25 protein-coding genes and 2 tRNA genes are annotated in these 24,314 nt (G+C 66.8%); 7 read left to right on the plus strand and 20 right to left on the minus strand.

Annotated features, from left to right (window positions below; all coding sequences use genetic code 11):
- Positions 1 to 12 precede the first annotated feature (12 nt).
- Positions 13 to 585 (plus strand): TetR/AcrR family transcriptional regulator, encoded by a 573-nt coding sequence (locus tag AC1DER_RS01705; protein WP_477243921.1) that lies wholly within the window; start codon positions 13 to 15, stop codon positions 583 to 585.
- Positions 586 to 600: 15 nt separating this feature from the next.
- Here AC1DER_RS01705 and AC1DER_RS01710 read toward each other — a convergent pair whose 3' ends face one another.
- The 5 genes from AC1DER_RS01710 to ppsR all read right to left on the minus strand — a co-directional run bounded on the left by AC1DER_RS01710 (position 601) and on the right by ppsR (position 2,928).
- Complete coding sequence (locus AC1DER_RS01710; RefSeq protein ID WP_477243923.1) at positions 601 to 1,011, minus strand: DUF6197 family protein; 411 nt, start codon at positions 1,009 to 1,011, stop codon at positions 601 to 603.
- Between the two features lie 180 nt (positions 1,012 to 1,191).
- Positions 1,192 to 1,267, minus strand: a tRNA-Glu gene (locus AC1DER_RS01715).
- Between the two features lie 58 nt (positions 1,268 to 1,325).
- A tRNA-Ala gene (locus tag AC1DER_RS01720) sits at positions 1,326 to 1,401 on the minus strand.
- A gap of 47 nt (positions 1,402 to 1,448) precedes the next feature.
- Positions 1,449 to 1,964: a DUF1249 domain-containing protein gene (locus tag AC1DER_RS01725; protein WP_441816229.1), complete on the minus strand. Its 516-nt coding sequence runs from the start codon at positions 1,962 to 1,964 to the stop codon at positions 1,449 to 1,451.
- 142 nt (positions 1,965 to 2,106) lie between these two features.
- The gene (ppsR, locus tag AC1DER_RS01730; protein WP_441816228.1) at positions 2,107 to 2,928 is read right to left on the minus strand and encodes a posphoenolpyruvate synthetase regulatory kinase/phosphorylase PpsR; all 822 of its coding nucleotides are present in this window, start codon (positions 2,926 to 2,928) and stop codon (positions 2,107 to 2,109) included.
- Positions 2,929 to 3,077: 149 nt separating this feature from the next.
- Here ppsR and ppsA point away from each other — a divergent pair, with 149 nt between their 5' ends.
- Both ppsA and AC1DER_RS01740 read left to right on the plus strand, forming a co-directional pair.
- A complete protein-coding gene (gene ppsA, locus AC1DER_RS01735) occupies positions 3,078 to 5,468 on the plus strand; it encodes a phosphoenolpyruvate synthase (RefSeq protein WP_477357595.1) in 2,391 nt (796 codons plus the stop codon).
- 89 nt (positions 5,469 to 5,557) lie between these two features.
- Complete coding sequence (locus tag AC1DER_RS01740) at positions 5,558 to 6,448, plus strand: mechanosensitive ion channel family protein (RefSeq protein WP_477243927.1); 891 nt, start codon at positions 5,558 to 5,560, stop codon at positions 6,446 to 6,448.
- 12 nt (positions 6,449 to 6,460) lie between these two features.
- Here AC1DER_RS01740 and orn read toward each other — a convergent pair whose 3' ends face one another.
- A complete protein-coding gene (gene orn, locus AC1DER_RS01745) occupies positions 6,461 to 7,018 on the minus strand; it encodes an oligoribonuclease (RefSeq protein ID WP_441816225.1) in 558 nt (185 codons plus the stop codon).
- An 82-nt stretch (positions 7,019 to 7,100) separates the two neighbouring features.
- Between orn and AC1DER_RS01750 the strand changes: the two genes are divergently transcribed.
- On the plus strand, positions 7,101 to 7,586 hold the full coding sequence (locus AC1DER_RS01750) for a DUF2721 domain-containing protein (protein WP_477243930.1): 486 nt from the start codon (positions 7,101 to 7,103) through the stop codon (positions 7,584 to 7,586).
- Positions 7,587 to 7,643: 57 nt separating this feature from the next.
- On the opposite strand, the gene tadA is transcribed toward AC1DER_RS01750, so the two are convergent.
- The 4 genes from tadA to folD all read right to left on the minus strand — a co-directional run bounded on the left by tadA (position 7,644) and on the right by folD (position 12,252).
- The gene (tadA, locus tag AC1DER_RS01755; protein WP_477243932.1) at positions 7,644 to 8,135 is read right to left on the minus strand and encodes a tRNA adenosine(34) deaminase TadA; all 492 of its coding nucleotides are present in this window, start codon (positions 8,133 to 8,135) and stop codon (positions 7,644 to 7,646) included.
- Positions 8,135 to 9,700: a glutamine-hydrolyzing GMP synthase gene (guaA, locus tag AC1DER_RS01760; protein WP_477243934.1), complete on the minus strand. Its 1,566-nt coding sequence runs from the start codon at positions 9,698 to 9,700 to the stop codon at positions 8,135 to 8,137. The genes tadA and guaA overlap by 1 nt, the downstream gene beginning before the upstream one ends.
- Positions 9,701 to 9,793: 93 nt before the next feature.
- Positions 9,794 to 11,251: an IMP dehydrogenase gene (guaB, locus tag AC1DER_RS01765; RefSeq protein WP_477243936.1), complete on the minus strand. Its 1,458-nt coding sequence runs from the start codon at positions 11,249 to 11,251 to the stop codon at positions 9,794 to 9,796.
- Positions 11,252 to 11,352: 101 nt separating this feature from the next.
- Complete coding sequence (gene folD / locus AC1DER_RS01770; RefSeq protein WP_477243938.1) at positions 11,353 to 12,252, minus strand: bifunctional methylenetetrahydrofolate dehydrogenase/methenyltetrahydrofolate cyclohydrolase FolD; 900 nt, start codon at positions 12,250 to 12,252, stop codon at positions 11,353 to 11,355.
- A gap of 147 nt (positions 12,253 to 12,399) precedes the next feature.
- Here folD and AC1DER_RS01775 point away from each other — a divergent pair, with 147 nt between their 5' ends.
- Positions 12,400 to 12,711 (plus strand): DUF1244 domain-containing protein, encoded by a 312-nt coding sequence (locus tag AC1DER_RS01775; RefSeq protein WP_441816219.1) that lies wholly within the window; start codon positions 12,400 to 12,402, stop codon positions 12,709 to 12,711.
- 2 nt (positions 12,712 to 12,713) lie between these two features.
- Positions 12,714 to 13,484: an alpha/beta hydrolase gene (locus AC1DER_RS01780; RefSeq protein ID WP_441816218.1), complete on the plus strand. Its 771-nt coding sequence runs from the start codon at positions 12,714 to 12,716 to the stop codon at positions 13,482 to 13,484.
- A gap of 4 nt (positions 13,485 to 13,488) precedes the next feature.
- On the opposite strand, the gene moeB is transcribed toward AC1DER_RS01780, so the two are convergent.
- From moeB to ndk, 10 genes are all read right to left on the minus strand, one after another.
- Positions 13,489 to 14,652, minus strand: coding sequence for a molybdopterin-synthase adenylyltransferase MoeB (moeB, locus tag AC1DER_RS01785; RefSeq protein WP_477243941.1), 1,164 nt, complete (start codon positions 14,650 to 14,652; stop codon positions 13,489 to 13,491).
- A complete protein-coding gene (locus tag AC1DER_RS01790; protein ID WP_477243943.1) occupies positions 14,652 to 15,869 on the minus strand; it encodes a molybdopterin molybdotransferase MoeA in 1,218 nt (405 codons plus the stop codon). Before AC1DER_RS01790 ends, moeB begins: the two co-directional genes overlap by 1 nt.
- Complete coding sequence (gene mobA, locus AC1DER_RS01795; RefSeq protein WP_477357598.1) at positions 15,866 to 16,450, minus strand: molybdenum cofactor guanylyltransferase; 585 nt, start codon at positions 16,448 to 16,450, stop codon at positions 15,866 to 15,868. The genes AC1DER_RS01790 and mobA overlap by 4 nt, the downstream gene beginning before the upstream one ends.
- 27 nt (positions 16,451 to 16,477) lie before the next feature.
- Positions 16,478 to 17,878, minus strand: a complete 1,401-nt coding sequence (gene der, locus AC1DER_RS01800) for a ribosome biogenesis GTPase Der (protein WP_477243946.1) — start codon at positions 17,876 to 17,878, stop codon at positions 16,478 to 16,480.
- 246 nt (positions 17,879 to 18,124) lie between these two features.
- Positions 18,125 to 19,327, minus strand: a complete 1,203-nt coding sequence (gene bamB / locus AC1DER_RS01805) for an outer membrane protein assembly factor BamB (RefSeq protein WP_441816213.1) — start codon at positions 19,325 to 19,327, stop codon at positions 18,125 to 18,127.
- Positions 19,327 to 19,956: a YfgM family protein gene (locus AC1DER_RS01810; protein ID WP_441816212.1), complete on the minus strand. Its 630-nt coding sequence runs from the start codon at positions 19,954 to 19,956 to the stop codon at positions 19,327 to 19,329. The genes bamB and AC1DER_RS01810 overlap by 1 nt, the downstream gene beginning before the upstream one ends.
- Before the next feature lie 109 nt (positions 19,957 to 20,065).
- Complete coding sequence (locus AC1DER_RS01815; RefSeq protein ID WP_477243949.1) at positions 20,066 to 20,872, minus strand: RodZ domain-containing protein; 807 nt, start codon at positions 20,870 to 20,872, stop codon at positions 20,066 to 20,068.
- The gene (pilW, locus tag AC1DER_RS01820) at positions 20,872 to 21,678 is read right to left on the minus strand and encodes a type IV pilus biogenesis/stability protein PilW (RefSeq protein WP_477243951.1); all 807 of its coding nucleotides are present in this window, start codon (positions 21,676 to 21,678) and stop codon (positions 20,872 to 20,874) included. The genes AC1DER_RS01815 and pilW overlap by 1 nt, the downstream gene beginning before the upstream one ends.
- A gap of 43 nt (positions 21,679 to 21,721) precedes the next feature.
- Complete coding sequence (gene rlmN, locus AC1DER_RS01825; RefSeq protein ID WP_477243953.1) at positions 21,722 to 22,975, minus strand: dual-specificity RNA methyltransferase RlmN; 1,254 nt, start codon at positions 22,973 to 22,975, stop codon at positions 21,722 to 21,724.
- 18 nt (positions 22,976 to 22,993) lie between these two features.
- Entirely contained in the window at positions 22,994 to 23,419 is a 426-nt protein-coding gene (gene ndk / locus AC1DER_RS01830; RefSeq protein ID WP_477243955.1) for a nucleoside-diphosphate kinase, read from the minus strand.
- A gap of 230 nt (positions 23,420 to 23,649) precedes the next feature.
- On the opposite strand from ndk, the gene AC1DER_RS01835 reads away from it, so the two are divergent.
- Positions 23,650 to 24,282, plus strand: a complete 633-nt coding sequence (locus AC1DER_RS01835) for a TetR/AcrR family transcriptional regulator (RefSeq protein WP_441816207.1) — start codon at positions 23,650 to 23,652, stop codon at positions 24,280 to 24,282.
- Positions 24,283 to 24,314 lie beyond the last annotated feature (32 nt).

Below are 24,314 nucleotides of genomic sequence, written 5' to 3' on the forward strand. Positions count from 1 at the left end.
GAAGCGCACGACATGAGAGTTTCGAAGGAAGCCGCGCAACAGAGCCGGGAAAGGATCGTCGAAGTCGCCGCCACGCTGTTTCGCGAACGCGGCGTCGATGGCATAGGCGTTGCCGACCTGATGAAGGCGGCGGGGTTCACCCACGGCGGCTTCTACAAGCATTTCCAGTCCAAGCAGTCGCTCGCGGCCGAGGCCTGCGCGCTGGCGTTCGATGACCTGCAGCAGCGGCGCTGGTCGCGCTTGCTGGAGCCTGGCGAAAGCGACGTGCCGCCACTGAAGCGCTTCGTCGAGGGATATCTGTCGACACGTCACCGCGACAATCCCGGCGAAGGCTGTCCCATGCCATCGCTGGGCGCCGATTCGGCTCGCCAGGATCAGCCGATGCAAACCGCGTTCACCCAGGGCGTCGAATCGCTGGTCGGACTGCTGGCCGCACATGTGCCCGGGCGCAATGCCAAGGCGCGACGCGATCGCGCACTGGCGACGCTGGCCTGTCTGTCTGGCGCGATGTCGCTTGCGCGCGCGGTGGATGATGAGGCGCTGTCGGAGGAGATTCTGCAGGCCGCGATCGACTGGCTCGACTAAGCCGCGCCGGCTTGGCTACGGCGTCTGCAAGCGCTTCGAGACGCGGTCGCGCGCGATGCTCAGCACCTTCTTCACGTCGGCGAAGCTGGTTTCGGGAAGGTTGTTGAAATCCATCATGCGATGCTCGAACTCGCGCCCACCCGAGACATCTTCGATCGCGAAGCGGACTTCCTGCAGCGCGACCCGCCTGTGGTCGTACGCACCCAGCACACCGATGCTCGCCTTCTGCAGCGCGCAGAACAGGCTCAGCGTCGTTGCATCGGGCTGGCACTCGCGCGTGTCCTTGCGGCTCCAGTCGGCTTCGCTCTTCAACAGCGCGTCGGCCTTGTCGAGGATCTCGATGTCCTGGACGGAAACGGGCTGATCGCGATCTTCGTATGCCGGCTGTGGCGCCGAAGCGCAGCCAGCCAATGCAACGATCGCCATCACTGCGAGCAGCGCGAATGCGAAGACCGGATGTCTGGTTCGATGCGGATCATTCACTAGAACTGCGCCCCGTTGCTGTTGCCTCATGATGCACGCACTCGCACAAGCAGATCGCATTCGCACAAGCACACAGCCAGAAACACTCAGGGCCGCCTTTCGGCAGCCCTGAGTGTTTTCAACTGGCGTCCCCACGGGGATTCGAACCCCGGTCGCTACCGTGAAAGGGTAATGTCCTAGGCCTCTAGACGATGGGGACAAAACTTGGTTGTGAAACTCTTGGCACACATCTCGTCGGAGGAATCCCGTCGAAGAGATGGTGGAGCCAGGCGGGATCGAACCGCCGACCTCCTGCATGCCATGCAGGCGCTCTCCCAGCTGAGCTATGGCCCCACGTGTGCTGGAAAGACGAAAATTCTAGCGGGCGTTCAGCGATGTCGTCAAGCGTTCGCTGCCAGATTTTCTTCTTCGCGTCCGCCAGCGGCTGTGCCGGCGTCAACGGGGCGCAATGTTGCCACACCATGTCCCCGCTCCGCTAGATACTCAAGCCACTTTCCGAGAAACGTGTTCATCTGCGTCCGGTGGTCGAGCACTTCGGCCGGCGGCGGGTACATCCCGATCGCGTCCTGCCAGCGTCGCCCCACGTAGCAGTGGGTCACTTCCAGCTGGCGGGCGTCGTTGTACAGGCGCAGATAGGCCGACGGATCGGGCTCGCCGGTGATCGGGTCGCGCATCGCGTAGGTCAGGCGCAGTTCGGTCGTGTAGCGGTGCTGCTCGATCACGTCCAGCTGCAGGTCCAGATGGTCGCCGGCGCTGGAAATATAGCTGCCCACGGCCAGTCCGGCCGGTTCGAACATGCGCAGCAGGCGGGTGTGGTTTTCCGCGTAGAGGCCCATCAGCCAGCCGAAACGGCTGAGCCGGGGAATGCGTGCAGGGCGCGTGGCCAGGGACGTCATCATGGACCCGATCCTACACGCCGGAATGCCTGCGCGGCAGCGTTGACGACGCGCGCCGGTAGGCCTACGGTAAGCATTCATCGCGATGCTTTTTGGCGCCTCGTTTCCGGCCCCAATCCAGGCATCGGCGCCGCAACGGCGCTTAGAACATGTCGCGATGGATCCCCAGCGTCGTCAGCACCTTGCTCGAGATCTCCTCGATCGAGGTGTGGGTCGTGCTGAGCGTGGGAATGCGTTCGGCGCGGAACATCGTCTCCGCGGCGGCAACCTCGCGTTTGCAGGTTTCCAGCTGGGAATAGCGCGAATTGGGCCGCCGTTCCTGGCGGATCTGCTGCAGGCGTACCGGATCGATCGTCAGCCCGAACAGCTTGTTGCGGTACGGACGCAGGCGCGGCGGCAGGCGGTCGTGCTCGAGATCTTCCTCGGTCAACGGGTAGTTGGCCGCGCGGATGCCGTAGTGCAGCGCCAGGTACACGCAGGTCGGCGTCTTGCCGGCCCGGGACACCGCGACCAGCACCAGGTCGGCGTCGGAGTAGTCGACGGCCTGGCCGTCGTCATGGGTCAAGGCGAAGTTCATCGCGTTGATGCGGCGGTGATACGTCTCGAAGTCGAACATGCCGTGGGCGCGACCGATGTGGCGCTGGCGGGTCTGTTCGAGCTCGCGCTCCAGGGGCTCGATGAACGGCGCGAACACGTCCAGCATCAGCGCCCCGCTCTCGGCCAGCGCCAGGCTGACGTCGGCGTCCATGCAGGAGTTGATGACCACCGGGCGCACGCCATGGACCTCGGCCGCGCCACGGATCTTCTCCGCCACCTCCCGGGCCCGCTCGACGTTGTCGACGAAGGCGATCCGGTCGGTCACGAACCGGGTATCGGTGAACTGGGTGAGAAGGCTGTGGCCGATGGTTTCGGCGGTGATGCCCGTTCCGTCTGACACGTAGAACACCGGTCTCACGCCTGCCATGGTCCGACTCCGTCTGAATTGGCCGTTCACACTATGAAAAACCCCGTCGAATCAAGCTTGTATGGATCCGACGCAGAGGCGATCATATCGTGATCACTGAAATCCTGATCATTGCGCCGCATGCGCCCCGCCCCCTGGAGACCGCCCGCTTGAACGAGAACATCCTCTGGCTGCACGCACTGCGCCTTACCGATCTGGCCCGTGTCGGCGGCAAGAATTCCTCGCTCGGCGAGATGATCGGCAACCTCGCAGGCCTCGGTGTTTCCGTCCCGGGCGGCTACGCGACCACGGCCGAGGCCTTCAAGGACTTCATCGCCCACAACAACCTGCACCAGCGCATCTTCGACAAGCTCGCCACGCTCGACGTCGAGGACGTGCCGGCACTGACCGCGGCCGGTGGCGAGATCCGCAAGTGGGTGATCGATGCGCCGCTGCAGCCGCAGTTGGAAGCCGACATCCGCACCGCCTACAAGCAGCTGTGCGACGAGAACGGCGGTGGCGAAGTCGCCGTGGCCGTGCGCTCCTCGGCAACCGCCGAAGACCTGCCGGACGCCTCGTTCGCCGGCCAGCAGGAAACCTTCCTCAACGTCACCGGTGCCGACGACGTCGTGCACAAGGTCAAGGAAGTCTTCGCCAGCCTCTACAACGATCGCGCCATCGCCTACCGCGTGCACCATGGCTTCAAGCACGAGGACGTGTTCCTGTCGGCCGGCGTGCAGCTGATGGTGCGCTCCGGCGTTGGTTCTTCCGGCGTGCTGTTCACGCTCGACACCGAGTCCGGTTTCCGCGAGGTGGTGTTCATCACCTCCAGCTACGGCCTGGGCGAGATGGTCGTGCAGGGCGCGGTCAACCCGGACGAGTTCTACGTCTACAAGCCGACCCTGCTGCAGGGCAAGAAGGCGATCCTGCGCCGCAGCATCGGCGCCAAGCAGCAGCGCATGGTCTATTCGGACGTCCCCGGCGAGCGTGTGCGCATCGAGGAGACTCCGGCCGATCTGCGCAACTCGTTCTCGATCAGCGATGAGGACGTGCAGGAACTCGCCAAGCAGTCGCTGGTCATCGAGAAGCACTACGGCCGCCCGATGGACATCGAGTGGGCGAAGGACGGCGTCAGCGGCAAGATCTTCATCGTCCAGGCACGCCCGGAGACCGTGAAGTCGCGCGCCAAGGCCACCCAGATCGAGCGCTACCAGCTCACCCAGCGTGGCCCGGTGATCTGCGAAGGCCGCGCGATCGGCCAGAAGGTCGGCACCGGCGTTGCCCGCGTGGTGCGCTCGCTGGCCGACATGGCCCGCGTCCAGCCTGGCGATGTCCTCGTCGCCGACATGACCGACCCCGACTGGGAGCCGGTGATGAAGCGCTCGGCCGCGATCGTCACCAACCGTGGCGGCCGCACCTGTCACGCTGCGATCATCGCCCGCGAGCTGGGCGTGCCCGCCGTGGTCGGCACCGGCAATGCGCTGGAGACGATCAAGGACGGCCAGGAAGTCACGATCAGCTGCGCCGAGGGCGACACCGGCTTCATCTACGACGGTGCCCTCCCCTTCGAGCGCCATACCGCCGACCTGGAAAAGATGCCCGAGGCCCCGCTCAAGGTGATGATGAACGTCGCCAACCCCGAGCGCGCCTTCGACTTCGCCATGCTGCCCAACGCCGGTGTCGGCTTGGCGCGCCTGGAGATGATCATTGCCAGCCACATCGGCATCCATCCCAAGGCCCTGCTCGAGTACAGCCAGCAGGACGCCGCGACCAGGAAGCAGATCGACGCCAAGATCGCCGGCTACGGCAACGACCCCGTCGCGTTCTACGTCGACCGCCTGGCCGAAGGCATCGCTACCATCACCGCGTCGTTCGCGCCGCATCCGGTGATCGTGCGCCTGTCGGACTTCAAGTCCAACGAGTACGCCAACCTCATCGGCGGCAGCCGTTACGAGCCGCACGAAGAGAACCCGATGATCGGCTTCCGCGGCGCCAGCCGTTACGTCGACCCGAGCTTCACCGACGCCTTCGCGCTGGAGTGCCAGGCGGTGCTGAAGGTGCGCGAGGAAATGGGCCTGACCAACTGTTGGGTCATGATCCCGTTCGTGCGCACGCTCGACGAGGGCCGCAAGGTGGTCGAGGTACTCAAGGCCAACGGTCTTGAGCAGGGCAAGGACGGCCTGAAGATCATCATGATGTGCGAGGTCCCGTCGAACGCATTGCTGGCCGACGAATTCCTCGACATCTTCGACGGCTTCTCGATTGGTTCCAACGACCTGACCCAGCTCACCCTGGGCCTGGACCGCGACTCGGGCATCGTCGCCAAGCTGTTCGACGAACGCGACCCGGCCGTGAAGAAGCTGCTGGCCATGGCCATCTCGACCGCGCGCGCCAAGGGCAAGTACGTGGGCATCTGCGGCCAGGGCCCGAGCGATCACCCGGACCTGGCCGAGTGGCTGATGGACCAGGGCATCGAGTCGGTTTCGCTGAACCCCGATACCGTTGTCGACACCTGGTTGCGCCTGGCCAAGGCCAAGGCCAACAAGTCCAAAGCGGTGTGACCACGAACCGGTAACGTGGTTGCGGTTAGACTTGCACTGAACCTGACGCCCCGCTATTGCGGGGCGTCGCATTTTGCAGGAGGTGAATCTTGACTCCCGAACAGCTCATCAACGAATTGCAGAAGTCCGAAGGCTGGACCGACGTCGCCATCGAATGGGGCGTGCGCCTGGGCGCGGCGCTGCTGGCACTCTACATCGGCATCCAGATCGCCAAGTGGCTCGCCCGCGCCGTCTCGCGTGCACTGACGCGCGCGCACGTCGAACCGACCGCGCAGCAGTTCCTCAGCCGCGTCACCTATGTGCTGATCCTGATGGTGTTCGTGCTGGCGATCCTGCAGATCTGCCTGAAGGTCTCGCCGGCCTCGCTGTTCGCCGTGCTCGGCGCCGCCGGCCTGGCGATCGGCCTGGCGATGAAGGATTCGCTGTCCAACGTCGCCTCCGGCGTGATGCTGGTGACGCTCAAGCCATTTCGCGTCGGCGACATCGTCGATCTCGGTGGCAAGAGCGGCCGGGTCGAATCGGTCAGCATCTTCCAGACCAAGCTGCGCGGCGCCGACAACCAGACCATCGTGCTGCCCAACAGCCTGATCACCACCGCCCCGATCATCAACCTCACGCCCGACACGGTGCGCCGCATCGAGCTGGTCGTGGGCATCGGCTACAACGACAGCATCGAGGCGGCACGCGCGGCGGTGCTGGCGATCATGCATGCCGACAAGCGGATCCTGCCCGAGCCGGCCCCGGACGTGGTCGTCTACGAACTGGCCGACAGCGCGGTCAAGCTGGGCATCCGCTGCCATGTCAGCAACGCCGACCACTTCAACACCAAGTGCGATCTCAACGAGCGCATCAAGGCCGCCTTCGACAAGGACGGCATCAGCATCCCCTACCCCCAGCGCGACGTGCGCATGTACCACCACGTGGCGCAGGACCAGGGCGTGAAGGTAGTCGTGACTCCGACGCCGGCCAAGCCGGAGTAGCCGCCGGCGGGCCTACAGCCCGCCCAGCTTCCCCATCGACTGCCGGTAATGGCGCAGCTCGGCGATGGAATCGTGCACGTCGCTCAATGCCGTATGCCGTGCGTCCTTGGCGACGCCGGCGAGCACTTCGGGGGCCCAGCGCCGCGCCAGTTCCTTGACCGTGCTGACGTCGAGATTGCGGTAGTGGAAATAGCGTTCGAGCTTCGGCATCAGGCGATGCAGGAAGCGGCGGTCCTGGCAGATCGAGTTGCCGCACATCGGCGAACGGCCTGCCTGCACCCAGTGCGCCAGGAACGCCAGCGTGCTGGTTTCGGCCTCGGCCAGCGTCACGCGGCTTTCGACGACGCGCTTCCACAAGCCGGACTTGCCGTGCTGGTTGCGGTTCCACTCGTCCATCGCTTCCAGGCGCGACACCGGATGCACGATCGCCAGCTCCGGCCCTTCGGCCAGGATGTTGAGCTGCTTGTCGGTCACCAGCGTGGCGATCTCGAGGATCGAATCGTTGTCGGTATCCAGGCCGGTCATTTCCAGATCGATCCAGATCAGATGCTCGTCGTTGGTCGCTGCCATGGGCTCGCACTGAAGGGATGTCGGTAGCATCATACAGGCAGCCCCCGCCGGCGCCCTCCGCAACGCAGTCACGGAATCCCGCATGCCCGCACCCGTCGCGATCGACCCGTCGCACTACGCCGTCGTCTCGGCGATGATCACGCCCGCGTTCTTCCTGACCGCCGCCAGTTCGCTGCTGATCTCGTCGAACAACCGCCTGGCCCGGGTCGTGGACCGCATGCGCAGCGAGATCGAAGTGCTCCGCGCGACCGAGCAGGGGCCGGCCCGGGTCGCACTGGAATCGCGCATCGCCACGCACCGGCGCCGCTCCTACCTGGTGCTGGCGGCCGTGCGGATGCTCTATGCGGCGATCAGCGCCTTCGTCGGTACCAGCCTGGGCATCGCCGTGGACGCCTTCCTGGGCTACCGGCTCGACCTGCTGCCAACCGGGCTGGCGATGATCGGCGTGCTGCTGATGTTCGCCGCCTCACTCTGCCTGGGCCGGGAGGCCAAGCTCGGCCTGGACATGCTCGACCTGGAACTCAACGAGCAGCTGGCGAAGGACAAGATCGACCTCAGGAACGACTGACGGGTCGCTCCCTTCTCCCGCTCGCGGGAGAAGGTGCCCGAAGGGCGGATGAGAGGCTCAGGCCTTTCCGCGCTTGCGCCGGAAATAAGCCGTCAGCCGCGCGCCGGACTCTTCGCCCAGCACGCCGCCTTGCACCTGCACGCGATGGTTATGCCTGGGATCGGCGAGCAGGTCGAACACACTGCCTGCAGCGCCGGTCTTGGGATCGGTCGCCCCATAGACCACGCGTGCGACACGCGCATGCACCATCGCCATGGCGCACATCGCGCACGGCTCCAGGGTCACGTAAAGGGTCGCACCCAGCAGGCGATGATTGCCGAGGCGGCGACCGGCCTGCCTCATCGCCACGATCTCGGCGTGCGCGCTCGGGTCCTGCTCGGTGATATTGCGGTTCCAGCCTTCGCCGAGCACTTCGCCTTCGGCCGACACCAGTACCGCGCCTACCGGAATCTCGTCGTCCTCGTGCTCGGCGCGGTCGGCCAGCGCCAGCGCGTGCCGCATCCAGCGCTCGTCGGCATCAGATTCCGCAGGCGGCTGGAACGAGGACATCACTCCCACTCAATGGTCGCGGGCGGCTTGCCACTGATGTCATAGACAACGCGAGAAACACCGCGCAACTCATTGATAATACGGTTGGAAACCTTGCCGAGGAAGTCGTACGGCAGGTGCGCCCAGTGGGCCGTCATGAAGTCGATGGTCTCGACCGCACGCAGTGCGATCACCCACTCGTAAGCGCGCGCATCGCCCACCACGCCGACCGACTTCACCGGCAGGAACACCGCGAATGCCTGGCTGGTGCGGTCGTACAGGTCGGCCTTGCGCAGCTCTTCGATGAAGATGTGGTCGGCCTTGGCCAGAAGCTCCGCGTACTCGCGCTTGACCTCGCCGAGGATGCGCACGCCCAGGCCCGGGCCCGGGAACGGATGGCGATAGACCATCGCGCGCGGCAGGCCGAGCTCGACGCCCAGGCGCCGCACTTCGTCCTTGAACAGCTCGCGCAGCGGTTCGACCAGGCCCAGCTTCATGTTCTCGGGCAGGCCGCCGACGTTGTGGTGGCTCTTGATGACGTGGGCCTTGCCGGTCTTGCTGCCGGCCGACTCGATCACATCGGGATAGATGGTGCCCTGTGCCAGCCACTTGGCGTTGGCGAGCCTGGACGACTCCTCGTCGAAGATCTCGACGAACAGATTGCCGATGATCTTGCGCTTGGCCTCCGGATCGTCGACGCCCTTGAGCGCGTTGAAGTAGCGGTCGGCGGCATTCACGCGCACGACCTTCACGCCCATGTGCTCGGCGAACATCGCCATCACCTGGTCGCCTTCGTTCCAGCGCAGCAGGCCGGTATCGACGAACACGCAGGTCAGCTGCTCGCCGATCGCCTTGTGCAGCAGCGCGGCGACGACCGAGGAATCGACGCCGCCGGACAGGCCGAGGATCACCTCATCGGTGCCGACCGTATCGCGCACGCGGGCGATCTGGTCCTCGATGATGTGCTCGGCGGTCCACAGCGTCTTGCAGCCGCAGATATCGGTGACGAAGCGGCGCAGCAGGGTCGTGCCCTGCTTGGTATGGGTCACTTCCGGATGGAACTGCACGCCGTACCAGCGCTTGGACTCCAGCGCCATGGCCGCGACCGGGATGCGGTCGGTGACGGCGGTGACGGTCCAGCCCGGCGGCGCCTTGGCGACGTGGTCGCCGTGGCTCATCCACACGTCGATGCGCGGCTCGCCGTCATGATCGGACAGGCCGCCGAGCAGCGCGTCACGGGCGACCAGCTCGACTTCGGCATGGCCGAATTCGCGGGCATCGGCGGCCTCGGTGGCGCCGCCCAGCTGCGCGGCCAGGGTCTGCATGCCGTAGCAGATGCCCAGGATCGGCAAACCGGAATCGAACACTTCCTGCGGCGCGGCGGGCGCACCCTGCTCGGTCGTCGACTCCGGGCCACCCGAGAGGATGATGCCCTTGGCGCCGAACTTCGCAATCTCGGCCGGATCGTGGTCCCAGGCCCAGATCTCGCAGTAGACGCCAATCTCGCGGATGCGGCGGGCGATCAGCTGCGTGTACTGCGCGCCGAAGTCGAGGATCAGGATCTTGTCGCTGTGGATGTCGGTCATCGGAATTCGGCAGGGCAAAGTCGCTGGGTTCCCGCCTTCGCGGGAATGACGGTCTACTGCGGCAGTAACAACAAACGCCGGACGGCGCCGGAATCACCCAGCGCGGTAGTTCGGCGGTTCCTTGGTGATCTGCACGTCGTGCACGTGGCTCTCGCGCGCACCGGCATTGGTGATCCGCACGAAGCTGGGCTTCTTGCGCATGTCCTCGATCGTCGCGCAGCCGACATAACCCATCGTCGCGCGCAGGCCGCCGGCGAGCTGATGGACGACGTTGCGCAGCGGGCCGCGGTACGGCACGCGACCTTCGATGCCTTCCGGCACCAGCTTGTCGGCGTCCGAAGCGTCCTGGAAATAGCGATCCTTGGAGCCCTGCTCCATCGCGCCGATGCTGCCCATGCCGCGGTAGCTCTTGTAGCTGCGGCCCTGGAACAGCTCGACTTCGCCCGGCGCTTCCTCGGTGCCGGCGAACAGGCCGCCGACCATCACGGTGGAGGCACCGGCGACCAGCGCCTTGCCGATGTCGCCCGAGTAGCGGATGCCACCGTCGGCGATCAGCGGGATGCGGTCCTGCAGCGCCTCGGCCACCATCGCCACGGCGGTGATCTGCGGTACGCCGACGCCAGCGACAATGCGCGTGGTGCAGATCGAGCCCGGGCCAACGCCAACCTTGACCGCGTCCGCACCGTTGTCCATCAGCGCCAGAGCCGCATCGCCGGTGACGATATTGCCGCCGATGACCTGCAGCTGCGGGAAGTTCTTCTTCACCCACTTGACCCGGTCGAGCACGCCTTGCGAATGGCCGTGCGCGGTATCGACCACGACCACGTCGACGCCAGCGGCAGCGAGCGCTTCAATGCGCGCCTCGGTGTCGCCACCGACGCCTACCGCGGCACCGACCAGCAGGCGTTCGCTGCTGTCGTAGGCGGCATTGGGGTTGTCGGACTTCTTCTGGATGTCCTTGACGGTGATCAGCCCGCGCAGCTCGAAGCCGTCGTTGACCACCAGCACCTTTTCGATGCGGTGCTTGTGCAGCAGGTTCAGGACTTCCTCGTCGGTGGCGCCTTCGCGCACCGTGATGAGGCGGTCCTTCTTGGTCATGATGTGGCGGACCGGATCGTCGAGCTTCTTCTCGAAGCGCATGTCGCGACTGGTCACGATGCCGAGCAGATGGCCGCCTTCCACCACCGGCACGCCGGAGATGTTGCGGGCGCGGGTGAGCTTGAGCACTTCGGCGATCGTGGTGTCGGGGCCGACGGTGAACGGCTCCTTGATCACGCCGGCCTCGAACTTCTTGACCGAGGCGATCTGCGAGGCCTGCGCCTGCACGCTCATGTTCTTGTGGACGATGCTGATGCCGCCCAGCTGGGCCATCGCAACGGCCAGGCGTGCTTCGCTGACCGTGTCCATCGCCGCCGACAGGATTGGCAGACGGATGTTGAGGTCGCGGGTGAGGCGGGTCGTGAGCGAGACGTCCTTGGGCAGGACGACCGAATGGGCCGGGACGAGGGAGACGTCGTCGTAGGTCAGTGCTTCAGCCTGGATGCGCAGCATGGGCAGGGGCCGGGAGGATGAAGCAATGAATTGTAACCCGGAAGGCCACCTTAATGCGCACATCGCGGCTGGAACGCTGTGGTCGACTCAGATTCCGGGCTTCAAGACACCGGTGACCAGCCGCGACCCGAATCGGCCGCCTCCGCCGCTTCCAGCGTGTTCTGCATCAGCGTGGCCACGGTCATGGGTCCGACTCCGCCCGGGACCGGCGTGATCCAGCTGGCGCGTTCAGCCGCGGCGGCGAAACCGACGTCGCCGACCAGGCGGCCGTCATCGAGGCGGTTGATGCCGACGTCGATCACCACCGCGCCCGGCTTGACCCACTCTCCCGGGATCAGGCCCGGGCGGCCGACGGCGACCACGAGGATGTCGGCGTTGCGGATCGAAGCTTCGAGCACGTCGGGCGGGGTGAACTTGTGGCAGCTGGTGACCGTGCAGCCGGCGATCAGCAGTTCCAGCGCCATCGGCCGGCCGACGTGGTTGGACACGCCCACGATCGTCGCGCTCTGGCCGCGCACGGCCTTGTCGGTGTAGGCCAGCAGCGTGGTGATTCCACGCGGCGTACACGGGCGAAGGCCAAACTGGCGCAAGGCCAGGTGACCGACGTTCTCCGGATGAAAGCCATCGACATCCTTGCGTGGATCGATCCGGTGGATCAGCCCGGTAGCGTCGCGGCGGTCGGGCAGCGGCAGTTGCACGAGGATGCCGTGGACCTCCGGATCGGCGTTGAGCCGGTCGATCAGGGCCAGCAGTTCGTCGTTGCCGGTGTCGGCCGGCAGGTCGTAGTCGATCGCACGGATGCCCACTTTTTCCGCGGCACGGCGTTTGTTGCGGACATAGACGCTGGACGCGGGATCGTTGCCGACCAGCACCACCGCCAGGCCCGGGCGCGACTTGCCGGCGGCGACGCGCGCGTCGACCTGGGCCTTGAGGTTGTCGAGCAGGTCGTCGGCAATGCGCTTGCCGTCGAGGATGCGGGCAGTGGATGTCGAGGCGGTCATGCGGTCGCTGGGTTACAGTCGAGGCCGCGCATTATCGCCTATTCGACGCGTGCTTATTCGAGGCGCGCTTGTTCGAGGCGCGCCTGTTCGACCCGCACCCATTCGACACCCCCCCACTGCCCTGCTCCGCCCGCAACGGAGACCCCCATGACCGACACCGATTTCGAAACCACCCAGATCGAAGCCGCGGCCTTCCGGCGCCTGCTCCAGCATCTGATGGTCGAGCGTACCGACGTGCAGAACATCGACCTGATGATCCAGGCCGGCTTCTGCCGCAATTGCCTGTCCGACTGGTACCGCGATGCCGCCGAGCATCGCGGCATCACCATGACCCGCGACGAGGCGCGTGAAGCGGTGTACGGCATGCCCTTCGCGCAATGGAAGGCCGAGCACCAGAAGGACGCCACCCCCGAACAGCTCGCCGCGTTCGAAGCGGCGCGGCGCAGGCACGAGGGCTGAGCATGCGCAAACAGCTGCTCGGCTGGGCCGCACTGCCGATCCTGGGCTACGCCGGCATCTGCGCCTGGCTGTTCGCCAAGCAGCGCGAACTGATCTACCTGCCGCAGGACACCCGCGTCGACGCGGCGCAGACCGACTTCGCCATCGAGCGCGACGGCGTCCGCCTGCGCGGCTGGGTGGTCAACCCGGCCCGGCACGAGCCGGTGATCTATTTCGGCGGCAACGCCGAGCGCGTGGAAAACCGGCGCGAACAACTCGGACGCGTGCTGCCGGGGCGCAGCATCTATCTGGTCGCCTATCGCGGCTACGGCGCCAACGAGGGTGCGCCGAGCGAAACGGCCCTGTTCGCCGACGCGCTGGCCGTGTTCGATGACGTGCAGGCACGCCATCCGGGCGAGGCCGTCAGCGTGATCGGCTCCAGTCTCGGCAGCGGCGTGGCGAGCTACGTGGCGTCCAGGCGGCCCGTGTCCCGGCTGGTGCTGGTGGCGCCGTTCGACAGCCTGGCGGCGGTCGCACAGGCGCATTACCGGATGTTTCCGATTCGCTGGATCGTGAAGGACCGGTTCGACTCGGCCGGTTACCTGCACGGCTACCAGGGCCCGGTGATGGTGATCCGCGCCGGCCGCGACCAGGTGATCCCGGCCTCCAGCACCAATCGCCTGATCGGATCGCTGGGCCGTCCGCCGCAGGTGATCGACCTGCCCAAGGCCGATCACAACACCATCGGCACCGACCCGGGATTCGAGCAGGCGCTGCAGAAGTTCATGCTGTAGCGCATCACCCGGCGCAGAACTGCACGTAGTCGATGTAGCCCGGGAACTCGCGTCCTGCCGCGCAGACCGGGCACTGCGGATCCGCCGACAAACGCGTCTCGCGGAACTTCATCGCCAGTGCGTCGAAGCCCAGCAGGCGCCCGGCCAGGGAATCGCCCAGGCCCAGCACCAGCTTGATCGCCTCGGTCGCCTGCAGCATGCCGATCACGCCCGGCAGCACGCCAAGCACGCCGGCCTCGGCGCAGTTGGGCGCAGCCTCCGGCGGGGGCGGCTCGGGGAACAGGCAGCGATAGCACGGCGCCTGGCCACGGTGGCGGCCGGCGTCGAAGACGCTGACCTGGCCTTCGAACCGGTGCACCGCGCCGTACACCAGCGGCTTGCCCAGCTTCACGCAGGCATCGTTGAGCAGGTAGCGCACCGGAAAGTTGTCCGCACCGTCGATGACGACGTCGGCCTCGGCAATCAGCCGTTCGACGTTGTCGGCGGTGATTCGCTCGGGGAATGCCTCGATGGTGACGGTCGGGTTGAGCGCCGACAGCGCGATGCGCGCCGATTCCACCTTGGCCACGCCGATGCGGTCTTCGGTGTGCAGGATCTGCCGCTGCAGATTGCTGCGGTCGACCACGTCGTCGTCGGCCAGAACAATCGTGCCGATGCCGGCCGCAGCCAGGTAGTACGCCGCCGGTGAACCCAGTCCACCCGCACCGACCATCGCGATGCGCGCGGCCTGCAGTTGCCGCTGCCCGCCCTCGCCCACCTCCGGCAGCCGCAGATGGCGCGAGTAGCGGTCGTAGAAGTCGAAATCGCCTTCGGGCCGGGTCAGCGGCAGGCCCTCTGCGATCCAGCGCGTGGTGCCGCCCTCGACCGAACTCACGCGCCGATAGCCCGCTTCCAGCAGCGCCTGCGCGGCCTGCAGCGAGCGCCGGCCGGATTGGCAGATGAGCACGATGTCGGCGTCTGGATCGGGCAGTTCTGCCTGTGGCTGCGCCTCGAGATCCGCCTTGGCGACGCCGCGGGCGCCTTCGGCAAACCCGCCGGCGCGCTCATGCGACTCGCGCACGTCGATCAGCACCGCGCCCGATCGCTGGCGGCGCAGCGCCTCTGCCGGGGAGACTTCTTCGATGTTCATGCCGGCATTATCGCGCCGTCTGTCCGCAAGCAGGGGCACTACGCATAGCGCAGCACCTCGACCACTTCGCCCGCCGCCAGGCGCTGCGGGCCGTCCGGGATCACGATCAGCGCATTGGAATCGGCAACGGCGCGCAGCCGGTGCGAGCCAATCGCAGGATTCGGATCCGCACGCAGCACGCCGTGGTCGTCGCAGAACACCCGGGCCCGCATGAACTCGCGGCGCGGATGGGCCTTGTCGATCGGGCCGAGCAGTTGCGCACGCTCCAGCGGCCGCGGATCGGTGCGTCCCTGCAGCGCGTCGACCAGGGCCCGGCCGAACGAAAGGTAGGTGGCGAACACCGACACCGGATTTCCGGGCAGGCCCAGCACGCGCGCCTGGTCGAGGCTGCCGAACAGCAGCGGCATCCCCGGCTTCATCCGCACCTTCCAGAAATGGGTCTGGCCGAATTGCGCCAGCACCGACGGAATGTGGTCTTTTTCGCCGGCCGAAACGGCACCGCAGGTGATCACGATGTCGAACGCGCAGGCGGCATCGCGCAGGGCGATCTCGACCCGCTTCGGATCGTCCGGCAGGCGCGGCCACGCCGTCGGCTCGAGCCCGTCGGCGCGCAGCAGCCCCATCAGCAGCTCGCGGTTGCTGTCGTAGATCTCGCCGGGGGCCAGGGCCATGCCCGGCTCGACCAGCTCGTCGCCGCTGCTGAACACCGCCACGGTCGGCCGACGCACGACCGGCAGCGAAGCCAGCCCCATCGATGCCGCCAGCGAAACCCGTGCGGGCGTCAGCAGCGAGCCGGCGCGCAGCACCTGGTCGCCCGCGGCCACGTCCTCGCCCGCGAAGCGCACATTGGAACCAGGGGCGACGTCGCCGCCAACCGTCACGCGGTCGCCATCGACGCGCGCGTTCTCCTTGATGACGACCGCATCGGCGCCAACCGGCAGCGGTGCGCCAGTGGTGATGCGCAGGCATTCGCCCGGCCCGACCTGCAGCCCCGTCGAACGACCGGCGAACTGTTCGCCGGCCAGTCGCAGCGTGGTCTCGCCGTCACCCAGGTCGGCGTGGCGAACGGCGAATCCGTCCATCGCGCTGTTATCGAAGGGAGGCAAGGACAACGGCGCGTGGATGTCGCTTGCGAGGATGCGGCCATGCGTTCGCGACAGCGCCAGCGTCTCGGTTTCGAGGCGGTGCGCCGCCGCCACGTCGCGGACGATGGCCAGTGCGTCGTCGAACAGCAGTCCAGTCGGGAATCCGGTCATGTGATGCCAGCGGCAGCCAGGTCGTCGGGAGTGTTGAGGTTGCCGAAGCGTACGCCGTCCAGTCGCACCGCCGCCATGCCGAGCGTGGCCTGCAGCGAGTGCACCGCCATATCGCCACGCGCCAGTGCGGCGCTGGCCGCCGGCCGCAGCGCCGCCAGCGACCACAGCGCAACCAGTGGCTGGGCGCCGTCGTCATCGACGGCAAAGGCGCCGCTGGCGCCGGCGTGTGAAGCCAGGGTTGGCAGCAGGCATTCGTTGACTCCGACCAGGTCGACCGGAATCGTCAGCAGCCACGGCGTGGCGCAGGCGGCCGCCAACGCATCGATGCCGGCCAGTGGGCCCAGACCACCGCCCACCCTGTCGACGACGCAATGCAGCCCGGCAGCGGCGTAGCGTGCGGCATCGCGATTGGCACTGACCAGCACTGCGCAGGTTTCGCCGGCGAAGCGGCGTTGCCAGCGGATTACCTGGGCCAGGCCGTCACGCTCGATCCAGGCCTTGTCGACGCCGCCCAGGCGCGTGCCGCGGCCGCCGGCAAGGATGCCGAGGGTGATCTGCGAGGCGGGAAGCAGCGTTGTCATCGACCACCGGCAGGCGCGGCCGGAACGTCACTTTCCGCGCTTGACGTGCCGGATCATGCGGCGCTTCTTGACGACCTGGCGCTGGCTGAGGACGTTCTTCTTGCCTTCGTACGGATTCGTGCCTTCCTTGAACACGAAACGCACCGGCGTGCCGACCAGCTTGAAGCGCTTGCGGAAGAAGTTCTCCAGATAGCGCTTGTAGGAATCGCTCAGGGTGCGCAGGCGGGTGCCATGCACGACGAACGTCGGCGGGTTGTTCGCCGCCGGGTGGGCATAGCGCAACTTGGGGACATGCCCGCGCACGACCGGCGGCGGGTTGGTCTCGTACGCCACTTCCAGCGCCTTGTTGACTTCGCTGGTGCTGAATTCGTGCGTCGCCGAAGCGTGCGCGCGGTGAATCGCCTTGAACAGTTCGCGCAGGCCCGAGCCATGCTTGGCGCTGATGCGCACCGCCTCGGCCCACTCGACGAAACCAAGCTTGCGGGCGAGCAACTGCTCGGCCTGCTGGCGCTGGTAGTCGGTCTGGTTGTCCCACTTGTTCACTGCCACCACGAGCGCGCGACCGGCGTCCAGCGCATAACCGAGCACGCTCGCATCCTGGTCGGTCACGCCTTCGCCGGCGTCGAGCATGATCACCGCGACCTGGCACTGCTCGATCGCCTGCAGGGTCTTGATGATCGAGAACTTTTCCACCGCCTCGTCGACGCGCGACTTGCGGCGCAGGCCGGCCGTGTCGATCAGCCGGTACAGGCGACCGTCACGCTCCATGTCGATGGCCACCGAGTCGCGGGTGGTGCCCGGCACTTCGGAGGCGATCATCCGTTCTTCGCCAAGCAGGCGATTGACCAGGGTCGACTTGCCGACGTTCGGTCGGCCGATGAAGGCGATGCGGATGCGCGAGGGATCGGTGTCGAGTTCGGTCGCGGCCCCTACATCCGGCAAGCGCTGGAGGCTTTCGTCGATCAGTTCGTCGATGCCCTGGCGGTGCGCCGACGACACCGTGACGACGTCGCTGAACCCATAGCGGGCGAAATCGTTGCGCGCAGCCTGGGCATCGATGCCGTCGATCTTGTTGATCACCAGCATGGTCGGTCGCGCGCTCTTGCGCAGCCAGGCCAGGATCTCGTCATCCAGGGCCGAGGCGCCTTCGCGGCCGTCGACGATGAACAACACCAGGTCGGCTTCCTCGGCCGCGGAGCGGGCCTGGCGTGCGGTCGCGCCGGCCAGGCCCTCGTCCACGCCGGCGATGCCGCCGGTGTCGACCACGGCGAACGATTGCTTGCCCTCCGGCCGGCACACGCCGTAGTGGCGATCGCGGGTCACGCCCGGTTCGTCATGGACCAGGGCGTCGCGACTGCGCGTGAGCGCATTGAAGAGGGTCGATTTTCCGACGTTGGGGCGGCCAACGAGGGCAACTAGCGGAAGCATGGGCGAAAGCCGATAAGAAGTGGATTGGGTATGGCGCAGGATTAGCCGGAAAATCAGCCAGAAAACCCGCCAGGATCGGCCCGTTCGGGGCAGACACGCCCCGGGGTTGGGGCGTCGAAACCGGGCAAGGAGCCGCTGCACGGGCCGGAGGCCGCAGCGCATGATGACTGCCCGGTCACAAAAAGGGAAACGGCCCAGCGCCGCGGGGCGCTGGGCCGATCTGCGTTCGAGGTGGCGCGCCCGGCCTTACTGCAGGCGGAACGCGGTCAGCTCGCCCGACACGTTCTGGACGATGGCAATGCCGTCGGCCACCACCGGTGCGGCGCGTACGGCCTTGCCGCCGACGCGTTCGCGGGCTGCGAACTCGCCGTTATCGAGCTTGAGCCAGTGCACGTAACCGTCGTAGTCGGCAACCACGGCGAAATCGCCCTGGATCGCCGCACCGGTCACGTTGCGGCGCGCCAGGCCCGGCTGCTGCCACAGGGCGCTGCCGCCGCTCTTGTCCAGGCCGAACACGATGCCGCTGGTGTCGGTCACGACCAGGCGGTCGCTGCCCATGCCGATCCGGCCGGCGCCGCCATGCTCGCTCTGCCACATCGGCCGTCCGCTCGGGGCGTCGATGGCCAGAGTCTGCTTCTTGAAGCTCGTGGCGAACAGCGTGGTGCCGTCCAGCACCGGCGTACCGTCGACGTCGGCCATGCGGTCAAGCTCGGTGCGGCCTTCGGCCTGCCCCACTGCCTGCTCCCACAGCGGACGCCCGTCGGTGGCCGACAGCGCCGTCACCGAACCATCGTCGTTGCCGATGAAGACGAAACCCGGGCCCAGCTGGGGCGCGTCGTTGCCGCGCACCGACAGCATCGGCACTTCCTGCACCCAGAACCAGCGACGCTCGCCGTTGGCGGCATCGAAGGCGGTCACCCGGCCATCGTTGGAGCGCACGAACACCGTGCCCATGCCGATCGCGGGTGCGGCGATGACCTCGTTGGTCACCTTCGCTTCCCACTTCTTCTCGCCGGTGGCCGCGTCCAGGGCGATCACTTCGCCGTTGAGTCCGCCCACCACGACCAGGCCTTCGCCGACGCCGGGGCCGCCGGAAACGGCCAGCTCGGACTTCTTCTCCGGGCGGTATTCCCAGATCGACTTGCCGTTCTGCAGATCGAAGGCATGCACCCCGCCTTCGATGGCGGCGGCGTATACGCGGCCGTCAGCCACGACCGGACCCTGGCGCACGCCCATGCGGCCCTCGCCCTTGCCGGCGTTGGCCGACCAGAGCTTGGACACGGTCACCGACGGCGTGATGTCGGTCAGCTCAGTCGGCTCATTGGGCTTGCCGTCGTCCTTCTTCTTGTCGTCACCGCCGAACCAGCCCTTGACGGTCGAGCAGCCCGCGAGCGAAGCCGCGCACAGCAGCACGAGGGAGGTACGCATCAGCATCGTGCGGTGCTTCATCAGGACTTGGCCTCGGGCGTGGCCGGCGCGCCGCCGGCCTGGTTGAGTTTGAGTTCGATCACGCGCCGCTGCTGCGAGGCGACGTCCAGCTTGGCCAGCGCCTGGGAGTACGAGGCGCGGGCCTGTTCGAGCTGGCCCAGGGCGAACTGCGCATCGCCGCGCACTTCCATTGCCCCGGCGCTGCTGGCATTGGCCAGCAGCTTGAGCGCGGCGTCGGCCTGCTTGGCTTCGATCAGCAAGCGCGCCAGGCGCTGGTTGACGACGTCGGTGATGGCCGGGTCGCTGCTCCTGATCGCACGCAGCGTGGCGATCGCGGCGTCGTTCTGGCGCGCGTCTACCTGCGAGCGGGCAAGCTCGAGCGCGGCCAGGTCGTGGTAGGTGCTGTCAGCCAGCGCCTTGACCTTGGCCGGTGCGTTCTTGTCTTTGGCCTTGATGGCATCGAGCGTCGCCTGGTACTGGTTCGAAAGTTCCAGTTGCGTCTGCTCGCCGCGATGTTCCCACCACTTCCAGCCACCGATTGCCGCCAGGCCGAGCACGATGCCGCCAATCAGGCCGGCTCCGTTGTTGCGCAGCCATTGCAGGACGCGCTCGCTTTGTTCGTGTTCGTCGAGAAGGTCGTCTATTGCCATTCGGGAGCTGCCATTCCAAAGCTGCTGTGTCGCCCCCGCCCTGCGGCGGGAACCCAATGAGGAACACCGGCCCGCATGGACCGGTGACGAGGGATGACCCGCGCGCGGGTCAGTCAGCGACCGGCGTCAGGGAACCGTCAGAGGATAGCGTAAAGCGCGCCACGTTCGCGCGGCTGAACGGCGTCAGATCGACCGTCTTGCCGGCTTGGCGCACTTCGACGGCGGTGGAATTGCCCAGCACGACGCGGGAAACCTCGCCAGCGCCGTAGCTGCGCTCCTGCCCGGCACCCAGAAGCCCCTGCTCCAGGGTGGTGCCGTTGTTGCCGATGATCTGGATCCAGCTGTCGCCGTTGAACTTCAGCGACAGCGCGGTCTGCGCCGATGCCGCCGACAGCGGCGCCATGGACGCGATCAGCGGCGTGCGCTGCACGCCCTGCGGAGCCGGCGCCGTCGACGGCAGTTCGCCCTGCCCGGCCGGCGTCGCCGGAACTTCCAGCGACTGCACGGTGGACTGGTGCGGCGAACGCGTCGCCAGCCAGACCGGAACCGCGATCGCCGCCGTCAGCACGATATAGATCGCCCGACGCGTGACCTGGTCGAAGACATGGCGGTAGCGCGGGGTGTAGGTGTGGCTGACCAGCTCCGAAGGCGCCACCGGAGCGGCCACGCCGTTTCGCAGCTGGTCTTCCAGGTCGATGCCCAGCAGGCGCGCATAGCTGCGCATCTGGCCGCGCACGAACACCGGCGCCCCGAGCTGGTCCGGGTCTCCGGACTCGAGCTGGCGCAGCACCCGCACCGGAATCTTCAGGCTCGCAGCGACTTCTTCCTGCGACAGCCCCGCCTGCTCGCGGGCCTGTTTCAGGCGCACGCCGCAGCTGGCGCCCATTTCGGGCGCAACGTCAATAGAAGTGCCCATCATCGCCTGCCGTCATCCCCCATGCCGGAGCCCTGCGTCTCAGGGAACTCCGCCCTCATTCGCTGAACGTATCTTGCGGCGGCTGCCGTGTCGCCGAGTTTTTGTTCGATCTGTGACGCAAGCAACAACGAGCTCTTGTCGGCCGGTGCTGCTGCCAGGCGGCGCTCCGAGAAGGCCCGCGCCTCGAAGGCCCGCCCCTGGCGGAACTCCAGCTCGGCCAGCGCCCCGAGGGCGACCGGGTTGGTCGGGTCCAAAACAATGGCGTCGCGAAGGTTACGGGCGGCGCGCGCGTCCTGGCCAGCCCGGAGCGAACAGCTGCCGGCATTGGCCAGGGCCATCGCCGGGGTCGCATAGCTGGTGTCGGCCAGGGCCTTGTCGAACCAGGCCAGCGACTGCGCCGCCTGGCCCTGCCCGCACAGCCAGACGCCGTAGTTGTTGAGCACGCCGCCACTGGCCGGAGCCAGCTCGGTCGCGCGGCGGTAGTGTTCGCCGGCCTGGGCGGTCGCACCGCTGCGCTCGGCGGCCGCACCCAGCAGGGTGTAGGCATCGGCCGACGCGGGATCGATCTTGAGGGCCAGGCGCGCTTCGCGCTCGGCGCCGGCGTTGTCGCCGGTCATCAGCTTTTCCTGTGCGCGCTGGAGATGCACCCGGGTGGTCGATGCCTTGTCGCGCTTGTCGTCGCTGACATCGACCTTGCGTGCGATCTGGTCGTAGTCGCCGCGGCTGAAATCCTGCCGCACGAACGTCAGCTTGCTGCAGCCACTGGTGGCGACCAGGACCAGCACGAGCAGGGACAGACGGAGCATCCGGCAGCCCCTGCCACCGTGGGCCAAGCGTTCGCTGCGGGCGTCAGGCTGCTTCATCGCCCAGCCCCTGCGCCTGCAGTTGCTTGCGGAATTCGGCCTGGCGACGTGTGCGATCCATGACCTGGCCTTTGAGCTGGCCACATGCCGCATCGATGTCGTCACCGCGGGTGCGGCGCACCGGCGCGATCATGCCGGCGTCGTTGAGCAGTTTCTGGAAGGCGCGGATCGCGACTTCTTCGGGGCGCTCGTAGCGCGTGCCCGGGAATGGGTTGAACGGGATCAGGTTGACCTTTGCCGCGTCCTTCATCTGTACAGCGTTGTCGAACTGGCGCAGCAGGCGCAGCAGCTGGCGGGCATGCTGGGGCTGGTCGTTGACGCCCTTCATCAGGGTGTATTCGAACGTGACCGAGCTGCCGCGCTTGCGCAGCGCATAGCGCACGCACGCTTCCATCAGCTGCTCGATCGGGTACTTCTTGTTGAGCGGCACCAGTTCGCTGCGCAGCTCATCGTTGGGCGCATGCAGCGAGACGGCGAGCGACACGTCGCTCTCCTCGCCCAGGCGGTCGATCATCGGCACCATGCCGGCGGTCGACAGCGTCACGCGCTTGTTGGCCAGGCCATAGCCCAGATCGTCGCGCATGATGCTCATCGCGCGCACGACGTTGTCGAAGTTCGCCAGCGGCTCGCCCATGCCCATCATCACCACGTTGGTCAGCTTGCGCTGCTGGTGCGGGACATTGCCGAGGTGACGCGCCGCCACCCAGACCTGGCCGATGATCTCGGCGGTCGACAGGTTGCGGTTGAAGCCCTGGGTCGCGGTCGAGCAGAAGGTGCAGTTGAGCGCGCAGCCCACCTGCGAGGACACGCACAACGTGCCTCGGCCCTTGTCGGGGATGAACACCGTTTCGATGGCGTTCCTGGTGTCCATGCCCAGCAGCCACTTGTGGGTGCCGTCGGTGGACGCCTTGTCGAGCACGACCTGGGGAACCTGCACGACGGCGTGCTGTTCGAGCTTGGCGCGGAGCGCTTTGCCCAGGTCGGTCATGTCGTTGAAGTCGGTGACGTAGCGGTGATGGATCCACTTCATCACCTGGTGCGCACGGAACTTCTTCTCGCCGAGCGATTCTTCGAAGAACCGCTCGAGCGAGACGCGGTCGAGGTCGAACAGATTGGTCTTGCCCGACTCGACCGCGCGCTTGCCGGCAACAACCGGCGCAGCGGCCACAGCCGACTCCGTCGCCGCCGCGGTGCCTGCGTCAGCGAGGTGGAGTTCGATGGTGTCGCGTTGCGTGGTCATGGCCTGCTCGTGTCGCTATCAGCGACCGTAGACGCCGGTGGCCGGGAAGAAATACGCGATTTCGTTCGCGGCGTTCTCCAGGCTGTCCGAACCGTGCACGGCGTTGGCATCGATGCTGTCGGCGAAGTCGGCGCGGATCGTGCCCGGCGCGGCGTCCTTCGGATTGGTTGCGCCCATCAGGTCGCGGTTCTTGAGCACTGCGCCCTCGCCTTCCAGCGCCTGGATCATCACCGGGCCGGAGATCATGAACTCGACCAGCGCGTTGAAGAACGGGCGCTCGCGGTGCACGGCGTAGAAGCCTTCGGCTTCCTGCCTGGACAGGTGCTTCATCTTCGCGGCGACGACCTTGAGGCCTGCCTTCTCGAAGCGGGTGTAGATCTCACCGATGACGTTCTTGGCGACGGCGTCGGGCTTGATGATCGAAAGGGTGCGCTCCAGCGCCATGGAATTTCTCCGGGTAGGCGGGCAGCCGAACCGTGGGTTCGCGCCCGAGGATAACAGAAAAACCCGCGTCGGAACGCGGGTTTAGCCCACAAGGCTCCGGTAATTCTAGCGGATTACGGCCCCCTTTTGCACGTCGTGGCGGAACTCGGCGTTGACGGTTCAGGCAGTCGGGACTAGCATCAAACAAGCGTTTGATTCAGACCGTCGCTTCACTGCTCGCAGGACCCTCCATGGCCGCCACCGCCCACTTCTCCACCAAGGACCGCATTCTCGGCGCCGCCGAGGAACTGTTCGCCCAGTTCGGCTTTACCGGGACCTCGCTGCGCCAGGTCACCAGCCGCGCCGACGTGAATATCGCCGCGGTCAACTACCACTTCGGCAGCAAGGAGAACCTGGTCAACGAGGTCTTCCGCCGCCGCATGGACGACATGAGCGCGCAGCGCCTTGGCGCCCTCAAGATCGCCATCGAACAGCACCCGGGCGAGCTGGAGCCGATTCTGGCCGCCTTCGTGCAGCCGGCCCTGGCCATGGCCCAGGACCGCCACGGCGGCGGCGCGTTCGTCCGTGTCGTCGCCCGCGCGTACGCGGAAAAGAACGACCGCCTGCGCAAGTTCCTGTCCGATCACTACGGCCACGTCCTGCGCGAATTCGGCAAGGCGATTGCCGTCTGCGTGCCGGGCCTGAGCAAGGAAGAGCTCTACTGGCGCCTGGACTTCCTGGCCGGCGCCCTGACCTATGCCATGGCGGACTTCGGCCTGATCAAGCGTCCCGCCGGTGTCACCGAGGCGGCGCATCGTGAGCGGGCAGCACGTGAACTGATCCACTTCGCCGCGGCCGGATTCAAGGTCGAACCGAAGCGTTGATCACCAGAGTTTTCAAGCCGTAAGCACTAAGT

This window comes from Lysobacter sp. 05T417, assembly GCF_056396405.1.

What these genes read in the sequence shown, in the direction of transcription:
- AC1DER_RS01725 (WP_441816229.1), bottom strand. Translation starts at nt 1,964, where the DNA reads ATGACGTCCCTGGCCACGCGCCCTGCACGCATTCCCCGGCTCAGCCGT.
- folD (WP_477243938.1), bottom strand. Translation starts at nt 12,252, where the DNA reads ATGACCGCCTCGACATCCACTGCCCGCATCCTCGACGGCAAGCGCATT.
- AC1DER_RS01750 (WP_477243930.1), top strand. Translation starts at nt 7,101, where the DNA reads ATGCCCGCACCCGTCGCGATCGACCCGTCGCACTACGCCGTCGTCTCG.
- ndk (WP_477243955.1), bottom strand. Translation starts at nt 23,419, where the DNA reads ATGGCGCTGGAGCGCACCCTTTCGATCATCAAGCCCGACGCCGTCGCC.
- AC1DER_RS01780 (WP_441816218.1), top strand. Translation starts at nt 12,714, where the DNA reads ATGCGCAAACAGCTGCTCGGCTGGGCCGCACTGCCGATCCTGGGCTAC.
- mobA (WP_477357598.1), bottom strand. Translation starts at nt 16,450, where the DNA reads ATGACAACGCTGCTTCCCGCCTCGCAGATCACCCTCGGCATCCTTGCC.
- AC1DER_RS01705 (WP_477243921.1), top strand. Translation starts at nt 13, where the DNA reads ATGAGAGTTTCGAAGGAAGCCGCGCAACAGAGCCGGGAAAGGATCGTC.
- guaA (WP_477243934.1), bottom strand. Translation starts at nt 9,700, where the DNA reads ATGACCGACATCCACAGCGACAAGATCCTGATCCTCGACTTCGGCGCG.
- AC1DER_RS01790 (WP_477243943.1), bottom strand. Translation starts at nt 15,869, where the DNA reads ATGACCGGATTCCCGACTGGACTGCTGTTCGACGACGCACTGGCCATC.
- tadA (WP_477243932.1), bottom strand. Translation starts at nt 8,135, where the DNA reads ATGTCCTCGTTCCAGCCGCCTGCGGAATCTGATGCCGACGAGCGCTGG.
- AC1DER_RS01815 (WP_477243949.1), bottom strand. Translation starts at nt 20,872, where the DNA reads ATGGGCACTTCTATTGACGTTGCGCCCGAAATGGGCGCCAGCTGCGGC.
- guaB (WP_477243936.1), bottom strand. Translation starts at nt 11,251, where the DNA reads ATGCTGCGCATCCAGGCTGAAGCACTGACCTACGACGACGTCTCCCTC.
- der (WP_477243946.1), bottom strand. Translation starts at nt 17,878, where the DNA reads ATGCTTCCGCTAGTTGCCCTCGTTGGCCGCCCCAACGTCGGAAAATCG.
- orn (WP_441816225.1), bottom strand. Translation starts at nt 7,018, where the DNA reads ATGGCAGCGACCAACGACGAGCATCTGATCTGGATCGATCTGGAAATG.
- bamB (WP_441816213.1), bottom strand. Translation starts at nt 19,327, where the DNA reads ATGAAGCACCGCACGATGCTGATGCGTACCTCCCTCGTGCTGCTGTGC.
- ppsR (WP_441816228.1), bottom strand. Translation starts at nt 2,928, where the DNA reads ATGGCAGGCGTGAGACCGGTGTTCTACGTGTCAGACGGAACGGGCATC.
- pilW (WP_477243951.1), bottom strand. Translation starts at nt 21,678, where the DNA reads ATGCTCCGTCTGTCCCTGCTCGTGCTGGTCCTGGTCGCCACCAGTGGC.
- AC1DER_RS01835 (WP_441816207.1), top strand. Translation starts at nt 23,650, where the DNA reads ATGGCCGCCACCGCCCACTTCTCCACCAAGGACCGCATTCTCGGCGCC.
- AC1DER_RS01810 (WP_441816212.1), bottom strand. Translation starts at nt 19,956, where the DNA reads ATGGCAATAGACGACCTTCTCGACGAACACGAACAAAGCGAGCGCGTC.
- AC1DER_RS01775 (WP_441816219.1), top strand. Translation starts at nt 12,400, where the DNA reads ATGACCGACACCGATTTCGAAACCACCCAGATCGAAGCCGCGGCCTTC.
- AC1DER_RS01710 (WP_477243923.1), bottom strand. Translation starts at nt 1,011, where the DNA reads ATGGCGATCGTTGCATTGGCTGGCTGCGCTTCGGCGCCACAGCCGGCA.
- rlmN (WP_477243953.1), bottom strand. Translation starts at nt 22,975, where the DNA reads ATGACCACGCAACGCGACACCATCGAACTCCACCTCGCTGACGCAGGC.